Source organism: Streptomyces sp. RFCAC02 (genome assembly GCF_004193175.1).
Taxonomy (GTDB): domain Bacteria; phylum Actinomycetota; class Actinomycetes; order Streptomycetales; family Streptomycetaceae; genus Streptomyces.
The window spans coordinates 5,839,376-5,857,447 of the sequence record NZ_SAUH01000001.1; the positions used below are offsets into that span (position 1 = coordinate 5,839,376).

Genomic DNA, 18,072 nt, shown 5'->3' on the forward strand with positions numbered 1-18,072 from the left:
GGCAACCTCCGGATATCGACAGACGTCAAAACAGTGAGAGAGCGCTCATCATGCCGCAGTCCGCCCATCTGCCCGTCGTCGTCATCGGGGCAGGCCCCATCGGGCTTGCCGCCGCCGCCCACCTGACCGGGCGCGGCATCCAACCCCTGGTCCTGGAACGCGGCACGCGTGCCGGCGCGGCAGTGCGCGAATGGGGACACGTGCGGCTGTTCTCCACCTGGGCCGAGCTGGTCGATCCCGCCGCCGAGAAGCTGCTTGCCGCCACCGGCTGGGTACGCCCCGACCCGACCGTCTGCCCGACCGGCGCGCAGTGGGCCGACGACTACCTCCAGCCCCTGGCCGACGCCCTCGGCGACCGTGTCCGCTGGGGCGCCACCGTCACCGGGGTGGCCCGCGCCGGACGGGACCGCGTGGTCGACTCCGGCCGCGACACCCAGCCCTTCACCGTGCACCTCATCACGGCCGACGGCGCCGAAGAGCGGATCACGGTCCGCGCCGTCATCGATGCTTCCGGCACCTACGCGACCCCCAACCCCCTGGGCGCCGACGGCTACCCCGCCGCCGGCGAGCGCGCCCTGTCCGAGCAGGGCAGGATCACCTACCGCGTCCCCGACCTGACGGACGCGCACGTCCGCGCCACATTCGCCGGCCGGCGCACCGCTGTGGTCGGCACCGGCGCCTCCGCCTTCACCACCCTCGCCGGCCTGGCCGGCCTCGCCGAGACCGACCCGGGCACGCACGCGGTGTGGGTACTGCGCCGGGGCATCTCCGGCTCCACCTTCGGCGGCGGCACCGCAGACCAGCTCCCTGCCCGCGGCGCCCTCGGCCTGGCCGCCAAAGCCGCCATCGACGACGGCCACGCCGATGCCATCACCGGATTCCGCACCACCACCGTCGAGCACGACGGCGATCAGTTGCTGCTGGTCGCCGACGACGGCCGCCGCACCGAGCCCGTCGACCACATCATCGTGCTCACCGGCCTGCGCCCCGACCTGACCTTCCTGTCCGAGGTCCGCCTCGGCCTGGACGAACGCCTTTCCGCGCCCGTGCGGCTGGCGCCCCTGATCGACCCCAACGCCCACTCCTGCGGCACCGTCTACCCTCACGGCGCAGCCGAACTCTCCCATCCCGAGAAGGGCCTCTTCCTGGCCGGGATGAAGTCCTACGGCCGCGCCCCCACCTTCCTCGCCATGACCGGCTACGAACAGGTCCGCTCCATCGCCGCCGCCCTCGCCGGGGACACGGAAGCCGCCCAGCGTGTCGAACTCACCCTTCCCGAGACGGGGGTGTGCGGCGGCGCCGGGCTCTTCGACCAGGACTCGGCGGGCGGATGCTGCGCTCCGGCACCGCAACTGATCCAACTCGGCCTCGGCACCCATGCCGCTGTGGACCACGAACCCTCTCCGGGCGGCTGCTGCGGCTCATGACCCGCGCTCCGCCTCAGCAGGGCTGCACACCGGAACACGCAGCCCTGCTACTGCTGGTCCACACCGACCACCTGTCACGGCCGCGATTACGAGGGCAACGCCTGCCGCCCGAACACCGCGAAGCTACGCAAGCAGTCTCACCCGGAACCACCACGAGAGTCGACGCGCCGGGTCGAAGTCACTGGAGCCTCGCCCCGGGCGACTTGGCGCGCGTCACCGAGGATCGGTGAGTGGCAGCCGTCGGGCAGCGAAAAGGCGCCCCTGGGACTCCTGTCCCTGTCAGGGCGCCTGTCGCACCGTCGGGACGGCGGGATTCGACCCCACGACTTTTTGACCCCCAGTCCATCGAGTCCACCCTTTTCCCTCACCAGGACAGAGGTCCCGCACGATGCGCCGTTCGATCAAAGGCAGGTCGTTCACTGGCGCGCACAATCCCTGGTCCCCGTCTGGTCCCCCGCCGCGCAACGGTTCCGGAGGCCGCTGCGTTCTTGCTCGCGTCACCAGTGCGTCGCTGGATCAGCCCCGCCCTCGGCCCTGGTCTCATCAGGGCGAGACACCGTCTGCTCCGACGTCTCGGCGGCGGCCCTCGCCTCGGGCCTTCGCGGAGGACATCCGCAGCACCGTCGACGACTTCCAGGTCTTGCGGGATGCGGCCGGTGTGTCGGACGGCGGGGTTCACCGGGGCCTGCAAGGCCAGGTCAGAACTGCGGGCCGCCGCGAAGCTCGGGTAAGTCCGCAGCGGGCAGGGCAACGAGCGGGCTGCCCACTGGCGCCGCAGTGGCTTCGCGACGTGGATCTTCACGCCGACGGCGACGGGCTGGTACCCGCCGAAGGCGCCGCAGCCGCGGCGCCTCGTGCCGGTCCTGGGGGAACCGTGGCCCGGTGTGCCGGCGCGCGGTCGTGGAGCCGAGGCGCGGCCACCGCGTGCTGGACGCCGATCCGGCATGGGCTGACGCGCCACGGGCTGCGGCACGGCCACCGGACGGTGATGGAGGAGATCGGCACACCGAAGGTGCTGATGGACGAGCGGATGGGGCACATCGACACGTCGGTGTCGGCCGACTACGCGCACGTGACGGACTCGATGAGGGGCGCGCTCGTGCGCGGTCTCACTGAGCTGTGGGAGGCGTCACTCGACGCCCGGCGCGCGATGCACCCGTCGTCTCCGGTCCCGGTCCTCGACGCGCTGCTGCGGACCCGGGCCTGACCCCAGGACCCAGATGGGACCCAGAAGCGTCACTGGACCCAATAAAAGAAGCCCCCTCCTTGCGGAGAGGGCTTCTCACCTGCTCGTTACCCGTCGGGACGGCGGGATTTGAACCCACGACCCCTTGACCCCCAGTCAAGTGCGCTACCAAACTGCGCCACGTCCCGGTGCTTGTCCGGCTCGGGGGTTCGGCCCCTTGCCGTTCGCGCAGCAGAACCATACCGCATTCGTGGGGGTGCTCGCTCAGCCGCTGGTCGCAGGGGTCGGGGGGATCTGGTCGTCGAGTGCCGTGCGCTGCCACCATGCGCGTGTCGTCCGCAGTTCCCGCCACGTCGAGTAGCGGTAGCGGTACACCCTGGCGCGGATGTACGCCGGCGGTGTGTCCGGGAACGGGTTCTTCCGCAGCAGGCGCAGTGTCGCCCGGTCGCCCGCCAGGAGGCGCTGGATCAGGTCGCCCATCCACGCGCGCGGCAGTGACGGGGTCAGCGCCGCGAACCACATCAGCCAGTCCAGGCGCAGGTGGAACGGGGCGAACTGCCGCGGCAGCCGCCGTACATCCCCCGGCTTGCCGTGGAACTCGTACGCCTCCCAGCGCGCGCCCTCGCCCGGGTCCGGGTCGCGGGTGCCTTCCAGGACGATCTCGTGCCGTACGCGCGTGACCGAGCCGAAGGCCCCGTAGGTGTTGACCAGGTGCAGGCCGTTGTACGCGCGGTTCATCGACTGGCGGGACGAGAGCATGTTGCGGACCGGCCAGTAGCTCAGGACGGCCACCAGCGCCGTCACCGCCCACAGCACGACGGTGAACCACACCGGTGCGTCAGGCCGCGCGGGAGGCGGGTCGGGGAGGAGCGGCAGGCGCGCCGGGTGGATGGCCGCGACGGCCAGCAGCATCGTTGCCCAGTTGAGCCACGCGAAGTTCCCCGAGAGGACGAGCCAGAGCTGTGTCACGACGACCACGACCGCCGCCCACGACGCGATCGGCTGGGGGAGCAGCAGGCCGAACGGGACGAGGAGCTGGCTCACGTGGTTCGCCGCCGCCTCCACGCGGTGCAGCGGCCCGGGCAGCCGGTGGAAGAACCAGCTCAGCGGTCCTGGCATCGGCTGCGTCTCGTGGTGGTACGAGAGGCACGTCAGCCTCCGCCAGCAGTGGTCGCCGCGCCACTTGATCAGGCCGGCGCCCAGTTCGACGCGGAACGCCAGCCAGATCATCAGGTAGAGGCCGAACGTCGGCGGCGCGATCGTGTCGTTGCCGAGGAAGATCGCGAGGAACCCCGCCTCCAGCAGCAGTGACTCCCAGCCGAACGCGTACCAGATGCCGCCGATGTTCACGATGGACAGGTACAGCGCCCACGGCACGGCCCACAGCAGCATCGACGTCCAGAGCGGTACGACGTCCCCCAGCCCGGCCGCGAGGGCCAGTGAGAAGGCGGCGCCCGTCCAGGCCACGACCAGCAGTGAGCGGTCCGTGTACCGCACCACGCGGAACAGGCTCGGCGCCCTGCGGAACGGGACCCGGCGCGCCAGGGCCGGCGCCGGTGTCAGGCCGTGCTCGCCCGCCAGCACCGTGAACTCGCGCGCCGTCGAGAGGAACGCCATCAGGTAGATGACGGCCAGGCCGCGCTGGAGGACGAGCCGGCTGAGCCACGCGTCGGGGGAGGCGATCCAGTCCATGCCCCATCCGTACCACCGGGCGGGGCGCGCAGCCCGCTGAACAGGCGTTGACCGGCCGCGCGGCGGCGACGTAGCTTTCCGGCGGCACTTCAACGAAAGGGCGGAACGTATGCCGCTGACCGACATGCCCCTCGAGGACCTGCGGGACTACCGTCCCGACGTGGCCGCGCCGGACGACTTCGAGGAGTTCTGGACGGGGACCCTCGCCGCGGCGCGCGCCGCCGACGGCGCGCCGGCCGTGTTCCTCCCCGTGACGGACACCCCGCTGGTGACGGTCGACGTGTACGACGTGCGGTTCCCCGGCTGGGGCGGGCACCCGATAGCCGGCTGGCTCGTCCTGCCGCGCGGCGCCACGCAGCCGCTCCCCGCCGTCATCACCTACCTCGGCTACTCCTGCGGCCGCGGCCTGCCGCACGAGCACCTGCTGTGGGCCAGCGCCGGCTACGCCCACTTCGTCGTGGACACCCGCGCGCAGGGCCACGACACGCCCGACCCCGACGGGCGGCCGACGTCCCAGTGGGTCGAGGGCCTGATGACGCAGGGCATAGAGAGCCCCGGCGACCACTACTACCGGCGTGTCATGGCGGACTGCGTGCGGGCCGTGGACGTGCTGCGCGAGCACCCGGCCGTCGACGCGTCGCGGATCGTCGTGTCCGGCGGGAGCCAGGGCGGCGGGCTCGCGCTGGCGACGGCCGGGCTCGTCGGGGACGCGGTGGCCGGCGCGCTGATCGACGTGCCGTTCCTGTGCCACTACCGGCGCGGCGCCGACACGGCGTCGGACGGCCCGTACGTGGAGCTGGTGCGCTATCTCGGCTGGCACAAGCGGGACGACCCCGACCGCCTGTTCCGCACGCTGAACTACTTCGACGGCCAGCACTTCGCCGCCCGCGCGAGCGCGCCGGCGCTGTTCAGCGTCGCGCTGATGGACCCGGTGTGCCCGCCGTCCACCGTGTACGCGGCGTACAACCGGTACGCGGGCGAGAAGGCGATCACCGTCTGGCAGTTCGGGGACCACTCGGGCGGCCGGGCCTCGCAGGCGCGCGAGCAGCTCGACTGGCTCGCGGCGCGCGGGCTGCGGGGCCACGCGGGCGCGTGAGGCGGGCGGGGCGTTCGCGGGGCGTACAGCTCCCGGGAACGCCCCCGTCACCGGGGCGGGGTGTCCGATACGAAGCCTTTACTGTTTAATTGCGAGCGATTCGCAATAACGTTCGGCCTACAGTAGAGGTATCCATGACGGTCAGGACGCTCCGGACCGCGCTCGCCACCGCGACCGCGCTGCTCGCAGCCGCCGCCTGCTCCGCCCCGTCCGACGGGGACGACGAAGGTTCCGCCGGCCAGGACTCGCTGGTCATCGGCATAGCCAACGAGCCCGAAACCCTCAGCCCGCTCCTCGGTTACGGCAAGGACGGCAACTCCAAGATCTTCGACGGCCTCCTGCGCCACGACCAGGACCTCGCGCTCCAGCCCGCTCTCGCGACCGAACTCCCCGAGGTCAGCGACGACGGCCTCACCTACACGTACCGGCTGCGCGAGGACGTGGAGTTCAGCGACGGCACGCCTTTCACGGCCGACGACGTCGTCTTCACCTACGAGACGATCCTCGACGAGGGCACCAACAACCCCTACAAGGACGAGCTCGACGCCCTCGACGGCGTCCACGCCGAGGACGAGCACACCGTCGTCTTCGACCTCGCCTACCCCTACACGCCGTTCGCCGAGCGCACCGTCCTCCCCATCGCGTCCGCCGACGCCGCGGGCGGCCAGGACGTGAACACCGGCCCCTACAACACCGAGCCCGTCGGCACCGGCCCGTACGTCGTCACCGGCTGGACACCCGGCGAGCGCATCAGCCTGCGCGCCAACCCCGACTACTGGGACGGCGCCCCCGAGGTCGAGCGCCTCACCATGGCGATCGTCCCCGACGACGACGTACGCGCGACACGGCTGCGCTCCGGCGACCTCGACGCCGCCGTGCTGCCGCCCGCCCTCGCCGACACGTTCGCGGACGAGGACGGCATGACGACGCTCGCCGCGCAGAGCGCCGACTTCCGCGCCGTCACCCTCCCCACCGGCAACCCCGTCACCGGGGACAACGCCGTCCGCCGCGCCCTCGACGTCGCCGTGAACCGCGAACTCATGGTCGACAGCATCCTCCAGGGCGCGGGACGGCCCGCCTACGGACCGGTGCCGACCACCAGCCCCTGGTTCACCGAGGGCACCGAGCGTGCCTACGACCCCGACGCCGCGCGCGCCATCCTCGACGAGGCCGGCTGGACCGAGGGCGACGACGGCGTCCGCGCCAAGGACGGGCAGCGCGCCGAGTTCACGCTCTGGTACCCGGCCGGCGACCGGCTGCGCCAGGACCACGCCCTCGCCTACGCCACGGACGCCAAGGAGATCGGCGTCGACATCACGGTGGAGTCGGCCTCGTGGGAGGTCATCGACGACCACCTCGCCGAGGACGCCGTCCTCTCCGGCGGCGGCAACCCGGGCGACCCGGACTTCGAGCTGTACGGCCTGCTCCACTCGAGCCTCGCCGGCGACGGCTGGAACAACATGGGCCACTACGACAACCCCGCCGTGGACGAGCAGCTCGACCTGGCCCGCCGCACCGCCGACCAGGACGCCCGCGCCGAGGCGTACGACACGGTGCAGCACGCGCTCGTGGACGACCCCGGCTACACCTTCCTCACCCACATCGACCACGTGTACGTCATGGCCGACCGCTGGGACGGTGTGACGACCCAGCCGGAGCCCCACGACCACGGCCTCGGGCACGGCCCGTGGTGGAACGTCGAGGACTGGCAGGTCCGCGGATGACCGCCGGCCGCCTGCCCTGGGCGGCCATGGCACGGCTGGCCGGCCGCCGCCTGCTGGCGGCCGTGCCGGTGCTCGTCCTGGTGACGCTCGGCATGTTCGCCGTGGCGGCGGCGTCGCCGTTCGACCCCGTACGGCAGTACGTGGGGGACGGCGGCGTCGGCGCCTCGCAGGAGACGCTGGACGCCCTGCGGGAGAACCTCGGCGCGGACGGCAGCTTCGCCGAGCAGTGGTGGGCCTGGTTCAGGTCCGCCGTCACCGGAGACCTGGGCGACTCGCTGTCCCTGCGGCAGCCCGTCGCCCAGGTCATCGGCGAGCGCATCGGCTGGTCGGCGCTGCTGTGCTCCGTGGCGTTCGTCGTGTCGGTGCTGCTCGGCACCGCGCTCGGGGTGGCCGCCGCCCGCCGCCCCGGCCGCATGCTCGACCGGGTGGTCAGCTCGCTCGCGTACGCCCTGCAGGCGGCGCCCGCGTTCTGGCTCGCGCTGCTCGCGATGTGGCTGTTCGCCCTGCGGCTCGACGTCCTGCCGGCGGGCGGCCTCACCGACGCCGGCAGCGACACCGTCACGGCGGGCGGTGTCCTGAGCCACCTCGTGCTGCCCGCAGCCGTCCTGTCCGTCTCGCAACTGCCGTGGTTCATCCTGTACGTCCGCCAGGGCGTGTCGGACGCCATGCGCGAGGACCCGGTGCGGGGCGCGCGGTCCCGCGGGCTGAGCGAACGGACCGTCCTCCTCGGGCACGCCCTCCGCTCCGGCCTGCTGCCCGTGCTGACCCTGGTCGGCACCCGTGTGCCGGAACTCATCACGGGCGCCCTGCTGGTGGAGACCGTCTTCAGCTGGCCCGGTATCGCCTTGGCCATCGTGCGGGCCGCCACGTCCGCCGACTTCCCGCTGCTGGCGTCGCTCACCGTGCTCTCCGCCCTCGCCGTCCTCGCCGGCAACCTGCTGGCGGACCTGCTCTACGGCCTCGCGGACCCCCGCGTCAGCCACGACGAGATGTGAATCCCATGGCCATCACCACCGAAGCCCCCTGGCACACACCGACCGCGGCGCGGCGCGGGACCCGGACCGTGCGGGTCACGGTCTCCGCCGTCCTGGTGGCGGCCGCCGTGGCCGCCGTCGTGCTCGTACCGCTGCTCTTCCCCGTCGACCAGCAGGCCGTCGACCTCACGGCCCGCCTCCTGCCGCCGTCGGGCGAGCACCTCTTCGGTACCGACGACGTGGGCCGCGACCTGCTGCTGCGCAGCGTCTACGGGCTGCGGGTCTCCCTCCTCGTGGGCCTGGTCGCGGCCCTCGTCGCGGCCGTCCTCGGCATCCTCATCGGGTGCGTCGCCGGTGCGGTCGGCGGGCGTACGGACCGGTTCCTGATGCGTCTGGTCGACACCTTCACCGCTGTGCCGCACCTGCTGATGGGCATCTTCATCGTCGCCATGTTCAGGCCCGGTATCTGGCCCGTCGTCGCGTCGGTGGGGCTCACGCACTGGGTGTCCACGGCACGCATCGTCCGCGCTGAGGTGTTGTCGCTGCGGTCGCGCCCGTACATCGACGCCGCCATCTCCGGCGGCGCCGGCCGCCGGCGCGTCGTCCTGCGGCACCTGCTGCCCGCCGTGCTCCCGCAGGCCGGGCTGGCGGCCGTCCTCATGGTGCCGCACGCCCTGTGGCACGAGTCGTCGCTGTCGTTCCTCGGCCTCGGCATCCCCGCGCACCAGGCCAGCCTCGGCACGATGATCAACAGTGCCCGGGGCGCGCTCGCCGCGGGCGACTGGTGGCCGACGCTCTTCCCCGGCCTGTTCATCGTCATACCGACACTCGCCATCGCCGGGCTGGCCGGCGCGTGGCGCGAACGGATCAACCCGCGCCGCCGATCGGAGCTGGTCCTGTGACCCCCCTGCTGTCCGTACGCGGCCTGTCCGTCCGCTTCCGCATGCCGCGCGGCCGCCACATCACCGCCGTCCAGGACGTCTCCTTCGACCTCGCGGCGGGGGAGTGCCTCGCGCTCGTCGGCGAGAGCGGCTGCGGCAAGTCCGTCCTCACGGGCGCCCTCCTCGGGCTCCTGCCGGCCAACGCCCAGCTCCGCGGCAGCGCCGTCCTGGCGGGCACGCGGGCCGGTGAGCCGGAGACCGACCTGCTCACGGCCGGCGAGCGGACCCTCGCCAAGGCGGTGCGCGGCCGGCGCATCGGGCTCGTCCCGCAGAGCCCGGCCGCCCACCTCACCCCCGTCCGCACCGTGCGCTCGCACCTGACCGAGACCGTGCGGGAACTCACCGGCGCGTCCCGGGCCGAGCTGCCCGGCGCGGTGGCGCGCGCCGCCGAGCGTGCCAAGTTCCCCGCCGACCACCTCGACCGCCACCCGCACGAACTGTCGGGCGGGCTCGCCCAGCGCGCGGCCACGGCCCTCGCCCTCGTCGGGGATGCCCCGCTGCTCATCGCCGACGAGCCGACCACCGGACTCGACCGCGACCTCGTCGCGCACACCGTCGCCGCCCTGCGCCGGCACGCGGACGAGGGCCGCGGCCTCCTCGTCATCACGCACGACCTCGCGGCGGCCGAACGGATCGCCGACCGCGTGGCCGTGATGTACGCCGGCCGCATCGTCGAACTCGCGTCCGCCCCCGCGTTCTTCGGCGCCCCCGGGCCGCGCCACCCGTACGCCGCGGGCCTGCTCGACGCACTGCCGGAGCGGGGCTTCACCCCCATCCCCGGCCTGCCGCCCGAACTCGACGCCCTGCCCGCCGGCTGCGCGTTCGCCGCACGCTGCCCCCGCGCGGACGCCGCGTGCGCGGACCTGCCGCCGCTCGCGGACGGCGTCGCCTGCCACCACGTCCAGGAGTCCGCCGATGCTTGAGCTGACCGGCATCACCGCCGGCTACGACCGTGGCGTCCCCGTGGTCAGCGACCGGTCGCTGACCGTGGCGGACGGGGAGGCCGTCGGGCTGCTCGGCCCGAGCGGCTGCGGCAAGTCGACCCTGGCGCGGGTCGCCGCCCTCCTGCACCGCCCGACGGCCGGGACGGTCCGGCTCGGCGGCGAGACGGTGACCGGCTTCCGCCACCGCGCCCCACGCCGCCTGCGCACGGCCGTCGGTGTCGTCTTCCAGCAGCCGCGGCTCGCCGCCGATCCCCGGCTTTCCCTGGGCGACCTGATCGCCGAACCGGCGCGGGCCACCGGCCGGCACCGGGAGCTGGCCGGCCGCGCGGCAAGCCTCGCCGAGGCGGTCGGGCTCGGCGGCGACCTGCTGCGCCGCCGCCCGCACGAGGTCAGCGACGGGCAGCTCCAGCGCGCGTGCCTCGCCCGTGCCCTGCTGCTCCGCCCCAGGCTGCTGATCTGCGACGAGATGACCGCCATGCTGGACGCCTCGACGACGGCCGCGCTCGTCGCCCTCGTGGAGGAGTACCGGGCCGAGCACGGGGCCGCCCTGCTCGCCGTGGGGCACGACCGGGTCCTGCTCACCCGCTGGTGCGACCGGGTGTGTGAATGGGACGACACCGGGAATTCCCGGGAGGCGGCCTTGTTGGCCCGGACGTGAGCGGAGAAGACGGAGAAGTCGCCGGTGTCCTGCGGTCGGTGCGCTGGTCGGTCCTCGACCGTGCCCTGATCCGGCGGGGCAGCACGCCGGCCGGCGTGCTGCGGGAGACCGTCGCCCTGGCGCGGGAGGTGGAGGCCCTCGGGCTGCACCGGTTCTGGGTGGCCGAGCACCATGGTGTGCCGGGCATCGCCGGGTCCGCGCCGACCGTGCTCGCGGCGGCCGTCGCGTCGGCCACGGGGCGCATCCGGGTGGGGACGGGCGGCGTGATGCTGCCGAACCACCGACCGCTCGTCGTGGCGGAACAGTTCGGCGTGCTGGAGTCCCTCTTCCCCGGCCGGATCGACATGGGCCTCGGCCGGTCGGTCGGCTTCGTCGGCGCCGTGCGCGACGCCCTCGGGGCGGGCAGGGAGGAGGCCGAGCGGTTCGGGGAGCTGATCGACGAACTGCTCGGGTACTTCACGGGCGGCGGATCCGTGCGCGCGCTGCCCGCCGAAGGGCTGCGGGTGCCGCCGTTCGTCCTGGCCACGGGCTCGGGCGCGGACATCGCGGCGGCACGGGGGCTGCCGCTCGTGATCGCGCGGATGGCCGACGAGAGCCGGACGCTCGCGGCGATCGACCGCTACCGGGCCGCCTTCGTGCCCGGTGCCCACGGCGAGCGGCCCTACGTCGTCGTCGCGGTGAACGCCGCCGTCGCCGCGAGCGACGAGGAGGCGGCGCTGCGGCAGGTGCCCGAGGCGTGGGCCACGGCGCGGTCGCGGACGCTCGGAGTGTTTCCGCCGCTGGAGCCGCCCGGCGAGATCCTCGCCCGCGCCATGACCGACCGGGAGCGCCGGTACTACGAGGAGGCGCGGGCGGGCGCCCTCCGCGGCGACGAGCGGCGGATGGCCGGGGTCCTCGCCGGTCTCGCCGGCCGCACGGGGGCCGACGAGATCCTCCTCACGCTCTCCGCCTTCGAGCCGCGCGACCGCCTGGACACCGTGCGCCGTGTCGCGCGCGCGGCGGGCCTCACCGCCGCGCGCTGACACTCCGCCAGGGCGTCAGGACGACCCCGCGATGCCGGGGAAGAAGGCGGCGAACGGTTCGGTCGCGTCCGAGATGGCCCGGGCGTACGGCGCGTCGAAGTGCCACACGAGGAACAGCAGGAACGCGATCATCGCGCTGAACAGCCCCGCGAGCGCGAGCTCCCGCGCCGACCGCTGGATCTGCAGCGCGAAGATCATCCCGACGACGACCACCGCGCCGGTGAGGAGGCCGATCCAGACCTCGACCGGCATCGTCGGCTCGGCACTCGACAGCCGGCCGGCCCGCGCCTCGTCCACGGCCGCCGCCTGGTCCACCAGGCCCTGGTACGACTCGACCTCGCGGACCGTCTCCGGCTCGCGACCGGTGACGGTCGCACGCAGCGCGTCGAGCAGGCGGTCGCCCTCCTCGGTGAGCGAGCCCTCGTCGCGCAGCACGGTCCACTCCTCGCCGGTGGCGTGGGAGACGTACGCGTGGATGTCGGCGCGGATGGCGTCGCGCACGTCCGGGGGGAAGACGTCGGCGCGCTCGTCCATCTCGTGGAGGGCCTGGGCCTCCTGACGGACCCACTCCTCGGCCTCGCCGCGGGCCTCCCACACGCCCGCGATGGCGAGGCCGAGGACGATGGCGTAGACGACGCCCAGCATCATCGTCATGTACTCGATGACGTCGGGGGTCTGCGAGGGGTCGTCGTCGGCGCCGGCCCTGCGCTGGCGCAGGACGACGGCGAACAGGACGACGCCGCACGTCGCGACGATGATGACGGTCAGGGCGAGCCAGTCGGACACCGCGGTCTCCTAGTGGGCACGGGAACGGGACGAGGGCGCGCCGCCGCGGGCGCGGGGGCGCAGGGTGGCTGCCGCGAGCACGGCCGGGGCGACGACCAGGAGCGTGCGGCTGACGAGGGATCCCCCGGTGTCGGGGGTCTCGCGCGGTGGCGGGGCGGCGAGCCCGGCGGTGAGCGGCAGTGCCGGTTCGGTGGGCGGCGGTTCGCTCGGCTCGGGTTCGGGCGGGGCGGGCGGCGGCTCGCTCGGCTCCGGCTCCGGTTCCGGCGCGGGCGCCGGCGGGGTGGGCGTCGGCTCGGGAGCGGGCGGCGCGGGGACGGGCTCCGGTGACGGCTCGGCCGGGGGTGTCGGTGATGGCGACGGCGTCGGCTCGGGAGTCGGTGACGGGGTGGGCGAAGGGGTGGGGGAGGGCGTCGGGGTGGGCGAGGGCTCGGGCGGCGGGCACGGTTCGGGCGGCCAGGGCTGCGGTGGCCATGGCCAGTGCCCCCACGGCGGGCAGTGGGCGTGCGCGGGCGTGACGGCGACGTACGCCCCGCCGTCCCACGCGGCGGCCACGACCTCGCAGGTGCAGACCCACGCTCCCCGGCCGTGCCGGTGCTCACCGCCCCGCCCGTCGCCGTCGCCGTCGTGGGCGACCGCGCCCGCCCCGCCGGCACCGGCGGCGAGGAGGAGCGCGCACACGGCCCGGGCGCCGGTGCGGCGCATGCGCTGCCAGTTCTTCACGGGGGAGATGCTGCGGGCCGCCGGCGCGCTGCGGGGCCGGATGGGTGATTATTAGCCCGATGTGATGAAAAGCGCTCCGCCCGCGTGTCGCGGAGGCCGGGGGCGCATGTGCCGCGCCGGGCCGGTCACGAGGGGTCGGCTGCCTGCACGAGGGCGATGTACCGGTCCCAGTCCCACAGCGGACCGGGGTCCGTGTGCGTCGCGCCGGGGACCTCGTTGTGGCCGATGATGTGTGCCCGCGTCACGGGGATGCCGTAGGTCGAGCACAGATGGGCCGTCAGGCGTGCGGAACCCTCGTACAGGGCGTCCGTGAACCACCGCGGCTCGTCCACCCAGCCCTCGTGCTCGATGCCGACGCTGCGGGTGTTGTACGACCAGTTGCCCGCGTGCCAGGCGATGTTCTTCTCCTCCACGCACTGCGCGACCCGGCCGTCGTCCGAGGCGACGACGTAGTGCGACGACACCTCGGCGGACGGGTCGGAGAAGATCGCGAGCGTGTCGGCGAACGTCTCCTGCGCGACGTGGATCACGACGTACTCGATGGGGTAGGCCGCGGGCCGGTTCGCCACCGTGTAGTTGGAGGGGGAGGCGGGGACCCACTCCGACCACGGGTAGTCCAGGGTGCCGACGGGCGCCTCCGCCCCGCCGTCGGCGCGGCCACCGCGCTGGCCGGCCAGCGCGTGCCCGGCCGCCACGGCCAGAGCGGTGCCTGCCGCTGCGGCGGCCGCGCCACCGCGCAGCAGGGCGCGGCGGGACGGGCGGCTGGACGGGACGGAACCGGAGCGCTGGGGCATGGGGACTCCCGGGGGCGTGACGGCCGATCGGCCCATGCTGACGGCCCGGCACACCTGCTGCCAAGGGGGCGTGGCGTTCCGTCATTGGCCCGACCTGTGGGGTGGCGCCCGGCGGCGCGGCCGGACCGTCAGCCCGCGAGCAGGGTGCCGGGCGCGTCCAGGGCGGCCTGTACGGCGGAGCGCGCGGCGCCGATGAGGGGGCCGTCGGGGCCGAGGGGCGACGCGGTGACCGGGACCGGAGTCGTGCGCCCGCCCGCGGCGACGGCGGTGCGGCGGGTCAGTTCGCGCCCGACCGGCGGCAGGAGCCAGGGCGCGAGCCGGGCGAGGCTGCCGCCGATGACGACGCGGCGCGGATCGAGCAGGTTGACGGCGCCGGACAGGGCGATGCCGAGGGCGGTGCCCGCGCGGGTCACGGCCCGCAGCGCGATCCGGTCACCGGCCTCGCAGCGGGCCGTCAGGGCGGCCATCCGGACGCCGGGACCCGGCTCGATGCCCGCCGCCCGCAGGACGGCGTCCTCCCCGGCGTACACCTCCAGGCAGCCGCGCCCGCCGCAGGTGCACGGCGGGCCGTCGGGGCGGACCGGTACGTGGCCGAGTTCGCCGGCGAAGCCGTGGGCGCCGCGCAGGAGCTCGCCGTCGACGACGACGGCGGCGCCGATGCCGATCTCGGCCGAGACGTGGATGAAGCTGTCCCGGTCCGGTATCGGGGGGCCGGACCACAGCTCGGCGAGCGCGCCGAGGCTGGCCTCGTTCTCCACGGTGAGGGGGCCGAGCCCGGGCGGCAGCAGGTCGGCCAGGTCGCTGTCGTGCCAGCCGAGGTTGGGGGCGCGCAGCACGGTCGCGGTGTCCCTGAGCACCAGGCCGGGGACGGCGACGGCGAGGCCGGCCGGACGCAGGTCCGCGCGGGCCGCCCGCTCCACCGCGCCGCGCAGCATGCCGCCGAGCGTGGCGAGGACGGCCGCCGGGTCGCTGCCCTGGTTGCGCGCCTCGTGGTCGGCGCGCACGCGGACGGTGCCGCGCAGGTCCATGACGCAGACGGCCAGGTGGTCGACGCCGATCTCGGCACCGATGCCGCACGGCCCCCGGTCGGACGCGAGGAGCTGTGTGCCGGGCCGCCCGACCGTGCCGGACCTGCCGGGGCCGCGTTCCTGCAGCAGGCCGCCCCGCAGCAGCTCGTCGACGAGGGTGGAGACCGCTGCCCGGGTGAGGCCGATGCGGGCCGCCACGTCGGCACGGGACAGCGGCCCCGCCGCGGCCACGGTGTGCAGGACGCGCGCCAGGTTGTGCTGCCGCATCTCGGCCTGCGCCTTGGGGGCGGATCTCGGGATGGTCACCGTGCGCGCCCTTGTCAGCGGCGCCGCAGGAGCGCGCCGGCGTCCGTGAGGGCGGCGGCCAGGCGTTCGCGGGCGGCGTCGTCCCGTTCGACGGCGGGGAGGTCGGTGCCGGCGGCGGTGTCCCAGCCGCGGGCGACGGCCGCCGCGTCGTGTCCCAGCAGCAGACCGGCCGCCTGGGCCGCGGCGCCGAGGGCGACCAGTTCGTCGGCGCGCGGGATGCGGACGGGGCGCCCCGAGAGGCGGCGGACCGTGTCGCGCCATGCGGTGCCGCGTGCGCCGCCGCCGATGAGCAGGATCGGGGCGTCGGGGGCGGCGTCGTCGTCCAGCACCAGGTCGAGTGCCTGGAGGAGTGCGAAAACGGCGCCGTCGTAGGCGGCCTGGAGGATCTGCCCGCCGGTCGTCGCGTGGGTCAGGCCGTGGAGCAGACCGGTGGCGTACGGCAGGTCGGGGGTGCGTTCGCCGTCGAGGAACGGCAGGACGGTGACCTCGCCGCCCGCCTCCACGGCCTCCCGGTCGCGGCCCAGGAGGGCGGCGAAGCGGTCGACGGCCAGCGTGCAGTTCAGGGTGCAGGCGAGCGGCAGCCAGGCGTCGCCGGCGTCGGCGAAGCCGGCCACGATTCCGCTGGGATCGGCGGGGCGCCGGCGGGAGACGGCGTATACGGTGCCCGAGGTGCCGAGGCTGAGGACGGGCGCGCCGGGGGTGAGGCCGAGACCGAGCGCGCCCGCCATGTTGTCGCCCGTGCCGGCGGCCACCGGGATGCCGGGCGGCAGCGGCAGGCCGGGGCGGACGGTGCCCGCGGCCTCGCCGGCGGGGACGACGCGGGGGAGCAGCGCCGGGTCGAGGCCGACGTGGCCGAGGATCTCCGCGTCGTAGTCCTGGGCGGCCGACGACCACCAGCCGCTGCCGGACGCGTCGCCGCGGTCGGTGGTGCCGCCGGTGACCTCCTGGCCGGTGAGCCGGCCCGTGAGGTAGTCGTGGGGCAGCCGCACCGCGCGGGTGGCGGCCGCGGCCTCCGGTTCGTTCTCGCGCAGCCAGGCCCACTTCGTGACCGTGAACGAGGCGGCCGGCACGCTGCCGGTGCGCTCCGCCCAGGCCGCGGGGCCGCCGAGGTCGGCGAGGAGCCGGTCGCGCTGGGGCGCGGAGCGGGTGTCGTTCCACAACAGGGCGTTGCGGACGGGACGGCCGTCCGCGTCCAGGGTGACCAGGCCGTGCTGCTGCCCGGCCACCGCGACGGCGGCGGCCTGCGCGGCCGCGGGACCGCACTGCTCGACCGCAGCGGTCAGGGCCTGCCACCACTGCTCGGGGTCGCTGTCACGCTCCGGGGTGACGACGTTCGGCGCCGAGCCGCGCGCGACGACCCGGCCGGTGGCGGCGTCGACCACCAGCACCTTGGTGGACTGCGTGGAGCTGTCCACGCCGATGACAAGGGGACCGTCTGGTACGGCCATGTGAGCGTCCTCTCGAAGGCCGGGGGCACGGGGGGTTCCGCGGCGGGCTTACGCATACTAATTTGTAAACGGCCCTGACGAAATAGGCCGCACACTCACGCACTGGGGAGCCGAGGAAACCGCATGTCATACCAGCCCACTCCCGCCGACAAGTTCAGCTTCGGTCTGTGGACCGTCGGCTGGCAGGGCCGTGACCCCTTCGGGGACGCGACCCGCCCGGCCCTCGACCCGGCCGAGTCCGTCACCCGCCTCGCCGAGCTGGGCGCGTGGGGCGTCACCTTCCACGACGACGACCTGATCCCGTTCGGCGCCTCGCAGTCCGAGCGCGAGGGCCACATCAAGCGCTTCCGCCAGGCCCTGGACGCCACCGGCCTCGTCGTGCCCATGGCCACGACGAACCTGTTCACCCACCCGGTGTTCAAGGACGGCGGCTTCACGGCCAACGACCGCGACGTCCGGCGCTACGCCCTGCGCAAGACCATGCGCAACATCGACCTGGCCGCCGAGCTGGGCGCCGAGACGTACGTGGCGTGGGGCGGCCGCGAGGGCGCCGAGAGCGGCGCGGCCAAGGACGTGCGGGCGGCGCTCGACCGTTTCAAGGAGGCGTTCGACCTGCTGGCCGAGTACGTCGTCTCGAAGGGCTACGACCTGCGCTTCGCGCTGGAGCCCAAGCCGAACGAGCCGCGCGGCGACATCCTCCTGCCGACCGTCGGCCACGCCCTGGCCTTCATCGAGAGGCTGGAGCGCCCGGAGATGTTCGGCGTGAACCCGGAGGTCGGCCACGAGCAGATGGCCGGGCTCAACTTCCCCCACGGCATCGCCCAGGCGCTGTGGGCCGGCAAGCTGTTCCACATCGACCTGAACGGCCAGAGCGGCATCAAGTACGACCAGGACCTGCGGTTCGGCGCGGGCGACCTGCGGTCCGCGTTCTGGCTGGTGGACCTGCTGGAGAGCGCCGGCTACGAGGGGCCGCGCCACTTCGACTTCAAGCCCCCGCGCACCGAGGACTTCGACGGCGTGTGGGCCTCGGCCGCCGGCTGCATGCGCAACTACCTGATTTTGAAGGAGCGCGCCGCCGCCTTCCGCGCGGACCCCGCCGTCCAGGAGGCGCTGGCCGCGGCCCGTCTGGACGAGCTGGCCACGCCGACGCTGGCCGAGGGCGAGACGCCGGAGGCGCTGCTGGCGGACCGCAGCGCGTTCGAGGACTTCGACCCGGAGGCCGCCGCCGCACGCGGGATGGCGTTCGAGGCGCTGGACCAGCTCGCCATGGACCACCTGCTGGGCGCTCGCGGCTGACGCCGTCGCCGGGCCACGGCTCCGGTCCCC

15 protein-coding genes, 1 tRNA gene and 1 pseudogene are annotated in these 18,072 nt (G+C 74.4%); 10 read left to right on the plus strand and 7 right to left on the minus strand.

Annotation, left to right across the window (positions count from 1 at the left end):
- Nucleotides 1–50 precede the first annotated feature (50 nt).
- Both EMA09_RS26890 and EMA09_RS29190 read left to right on the plus strand, forming a co-directional pair.
- Complete coding sequence (locus EMA09_RS26890) at nucleotides 51–1,427, plus strand: NAD(P)-binding domain-containing protein (RefSeq protein ID WP_129843549.1); 1,377 nt, start codon at nucleotides 51–53, stop codon at nucleotides 1,425–1,427.
- 689 nt (nucleotides 1,428–2,116) lie between these two features.
- A pseudogene (locus tag EMA09_RS29190) lies at nucleotides 2,117–2,634 on the plus strand (LacI family transcriptional regulator); the annotation flags it as partial.
- 93 nt (nucleotides 2,635–2,727) lie between these two features.
- On the opposite strand, the gene EMA09_RS26900 reads toward EMA09_RS29190, so the two are convergent.
- Together EMA09_RS26900 and EMA09_RS26905 are read right to left on the minus strand one after the other, a co-directional pair.
- Nucleotides 2,728–2,801 (minus strand) — tRNA-Pro (locus tag EMA09_RS26900).
- A gap of 76 nt (nucleotides 2,802–2,877) precedes the next feature.
- Nucleotides 2,878–4,305 carry a lipase maturation factor family protein gene (locus EMA09_RS26905; protein WP_129843550.1) on the minus strand — a complete coding sequence of 476 codons (1,428 nt, stop codon included), beginning with the start codon at nucleotides 4,303–4,305 and terminating at the stop codon, nucleotides 2,878–2,880.
- Between the two features lie 109 nt (nucleotides 4,306–4,414).
- Here EMA09_RS26905 and EMA09_RS26910 point away from each other — a divergent pair, with 109 nt between their 5' ends.
- The 7 genes from EMA09_RS26910 (at nucleotide 4,415) to EMA09_RS26940 (ending at nucleotide 11,664) form a co-directional block, all read left to right on the plus strand.
- The gene (locus EMA09_RS26910; protein ID WP_129843551.1) at nucleotides 4,415–5,401 is read left to right on the plus strand and encodes an acetylxylan esterase; all 987 of its coding nucleotides are present in this window, start codon (nucleotides 4,415–4,417) and stop codon (nucleotides 5,399–5,401) included.
- A gap of 134 nt (nucleotides 5,402–5,535) precedes the next feature.
- Nucleotides 5,536–7,125: an ABC transporter substrate-binding protein gene (locus EMA09_RS26915; RefSeq protein ID WP_129843552.1), complete on the plus strand. Its 1,590-nt coding sequence runs from the start codon at nucleotides 5,536–5,538 to the stop codon at nucleotides 7,123–7,125.
- Nucleotides 7,122–8,120 carry an ABC transporter permease gene (locus tag EMA09_RS26920; RefSeq protein ID WP_129843553.1) on the plus strand — a complete coding sequence of 333 codons (999 nt, stop codon included), beginning with the start codon at nucleotides 7,122–7,124 and terminating at the stop codon, nucleotides 8,118–8,120. The genes EMA09_RS26915 and EMA09_RS26920 overlap by 4 nt, the downstream gene beginning before the upstream one ends.
- 5 nt (nucleotides 8,121–8,125) lie before the next feature.
- Complete coding sequence (locus tag EMA09_RS26925) at nucleotides 8,126–9,001, plus strand: ABC transporter permease (protein ID WP_129843554.1); 876 nt, start codon at nucleotides 8,126–8,128, stop codon at nucleotides 8,999–9,001.
- 41 nt (nucleotides 9,002–9,042) lie between these two features.
- A complete protein-coding gene (locus EMA09_RS26930) occupies nucleotides 9,043–9,963 on the plus strand; it encodes an ABC transporter ATP-binding protein (protein WP_129844321.1) in 921 nt (306 codons plus the stop codon).
- Entirely contained in the window at nucleotides 9,956–10,642 is a 687-nt protein-coding gene (locus tag EMA09_RS26935; protein ID WP_129843555.1) for an ATP-binding cassette domain-containing protein, read from the plus strand. The genes EMA09_RS26930 and EMA09_RS26935 overlap by 8 nt, the downstream gene beginning before the upstream one ends.
- Complete coding sequence (locus EMA09_RS26940) at nucleotides 10,639–11,664, plus strand: MsnO8 family LLM class oxidoreductase (protein ID WP_240796591.1); 1,026 nt, start codon at nucleotides 10,639–10,641, stop codon at nucleotides 11,662–11,664. Before EMA09_RS26935 ends, EMA09_RS26940 begins: the two co-directional genes overlap by 4 nt.
- A 15-nt stretch (nucleotides 11,665–11,679) precedes the next feature.
- On the opposite strand, the gene EMA09_RS26945 is transcribed toward EMA09_RS26940, so the two are convergent.
- From EMA09_RS26945 to xylB, 5 genes are all read right to left on the minus strand, one after another.
- Complete coding sequence (locus tag EMA09_RS26945) at nucleotides 11,680–12,450, minus strand: DUF4239 domain-containing protein (RefSeq protein ID WP_129843557.1); 771 nt, start codon at nucleotides 12,448–12,450, stop codon at nucleotides 11,680–11,682.
- A 9-nt stretch (nucleotides 12,451–12,459) separates the two neighbouring features.
- Nucleotides 12,460–13,170, minus strand: coding sequence for a hypothetical protein (locus tag EMA09_RS26950; protein ID WP_129843558.1), 711 nt, complete (start codon nucleotides 13,168–13,170; stop codon nucleotides 12,460–12,462).
- 125 nt (nucleotides 13,171–13,295) lie between these two features.
- Nucleotides 13,296–13,964: a peptidoglycan recognition family protein gene (locus EMA09_RS26955; RefSeq protein ID WP_129843559.1), complete on the minus strand. Its 669-nt coding sequence runs from the start codon at nucleotides 13,962–13,964 to the stop codon at nucleotides 13,296–13,298.
- A 128-nt stretch (nucleotides 13,965–14,092) separates the two neighbouring features.
- A complete protein-coding gene (locus EMA09_RS26960; protein WP_129844323.1) occupies nucleotides 14,093–15,259 on the minus strand; it encodes an ROK family transcriptional regulator in 1,167 nt (388 codons plus the stop codon).
- A 53-nt stretch (nucleotides 15,260–15,312) separates the two neighbouring features.
- Complete coding sequence (xylB, locus tag EMA09_RS26965) at nucleotides 15,313–16,746, minus strand: xylulokinase (protein ID WP_129843560.1); 1,434 nt, start codon at nucleotides 16,744–16,746, stop codon at nucleotides 15,313–15,315.
- Between the two features lie 123 nt (nucleotides 16,747–16,869).
- Between xylB and xylA the strand changes: the two genes are divergently transcribed.
- On the plus strand, nucleotides 16,870–18,042 hold the full coding sequence (xylA, locus tag EMA09_RS26970) for a xylose isomerase (protein ID WP_129843561.1): 1,173 nt from the start codon (nucleotides 16,870–16,872) through the stop codon (nucleotides 18,040–18,042).
- The last annotated feature ends 30 nt before the right edge of the window (nucleotides 18,043–18,072 follow it).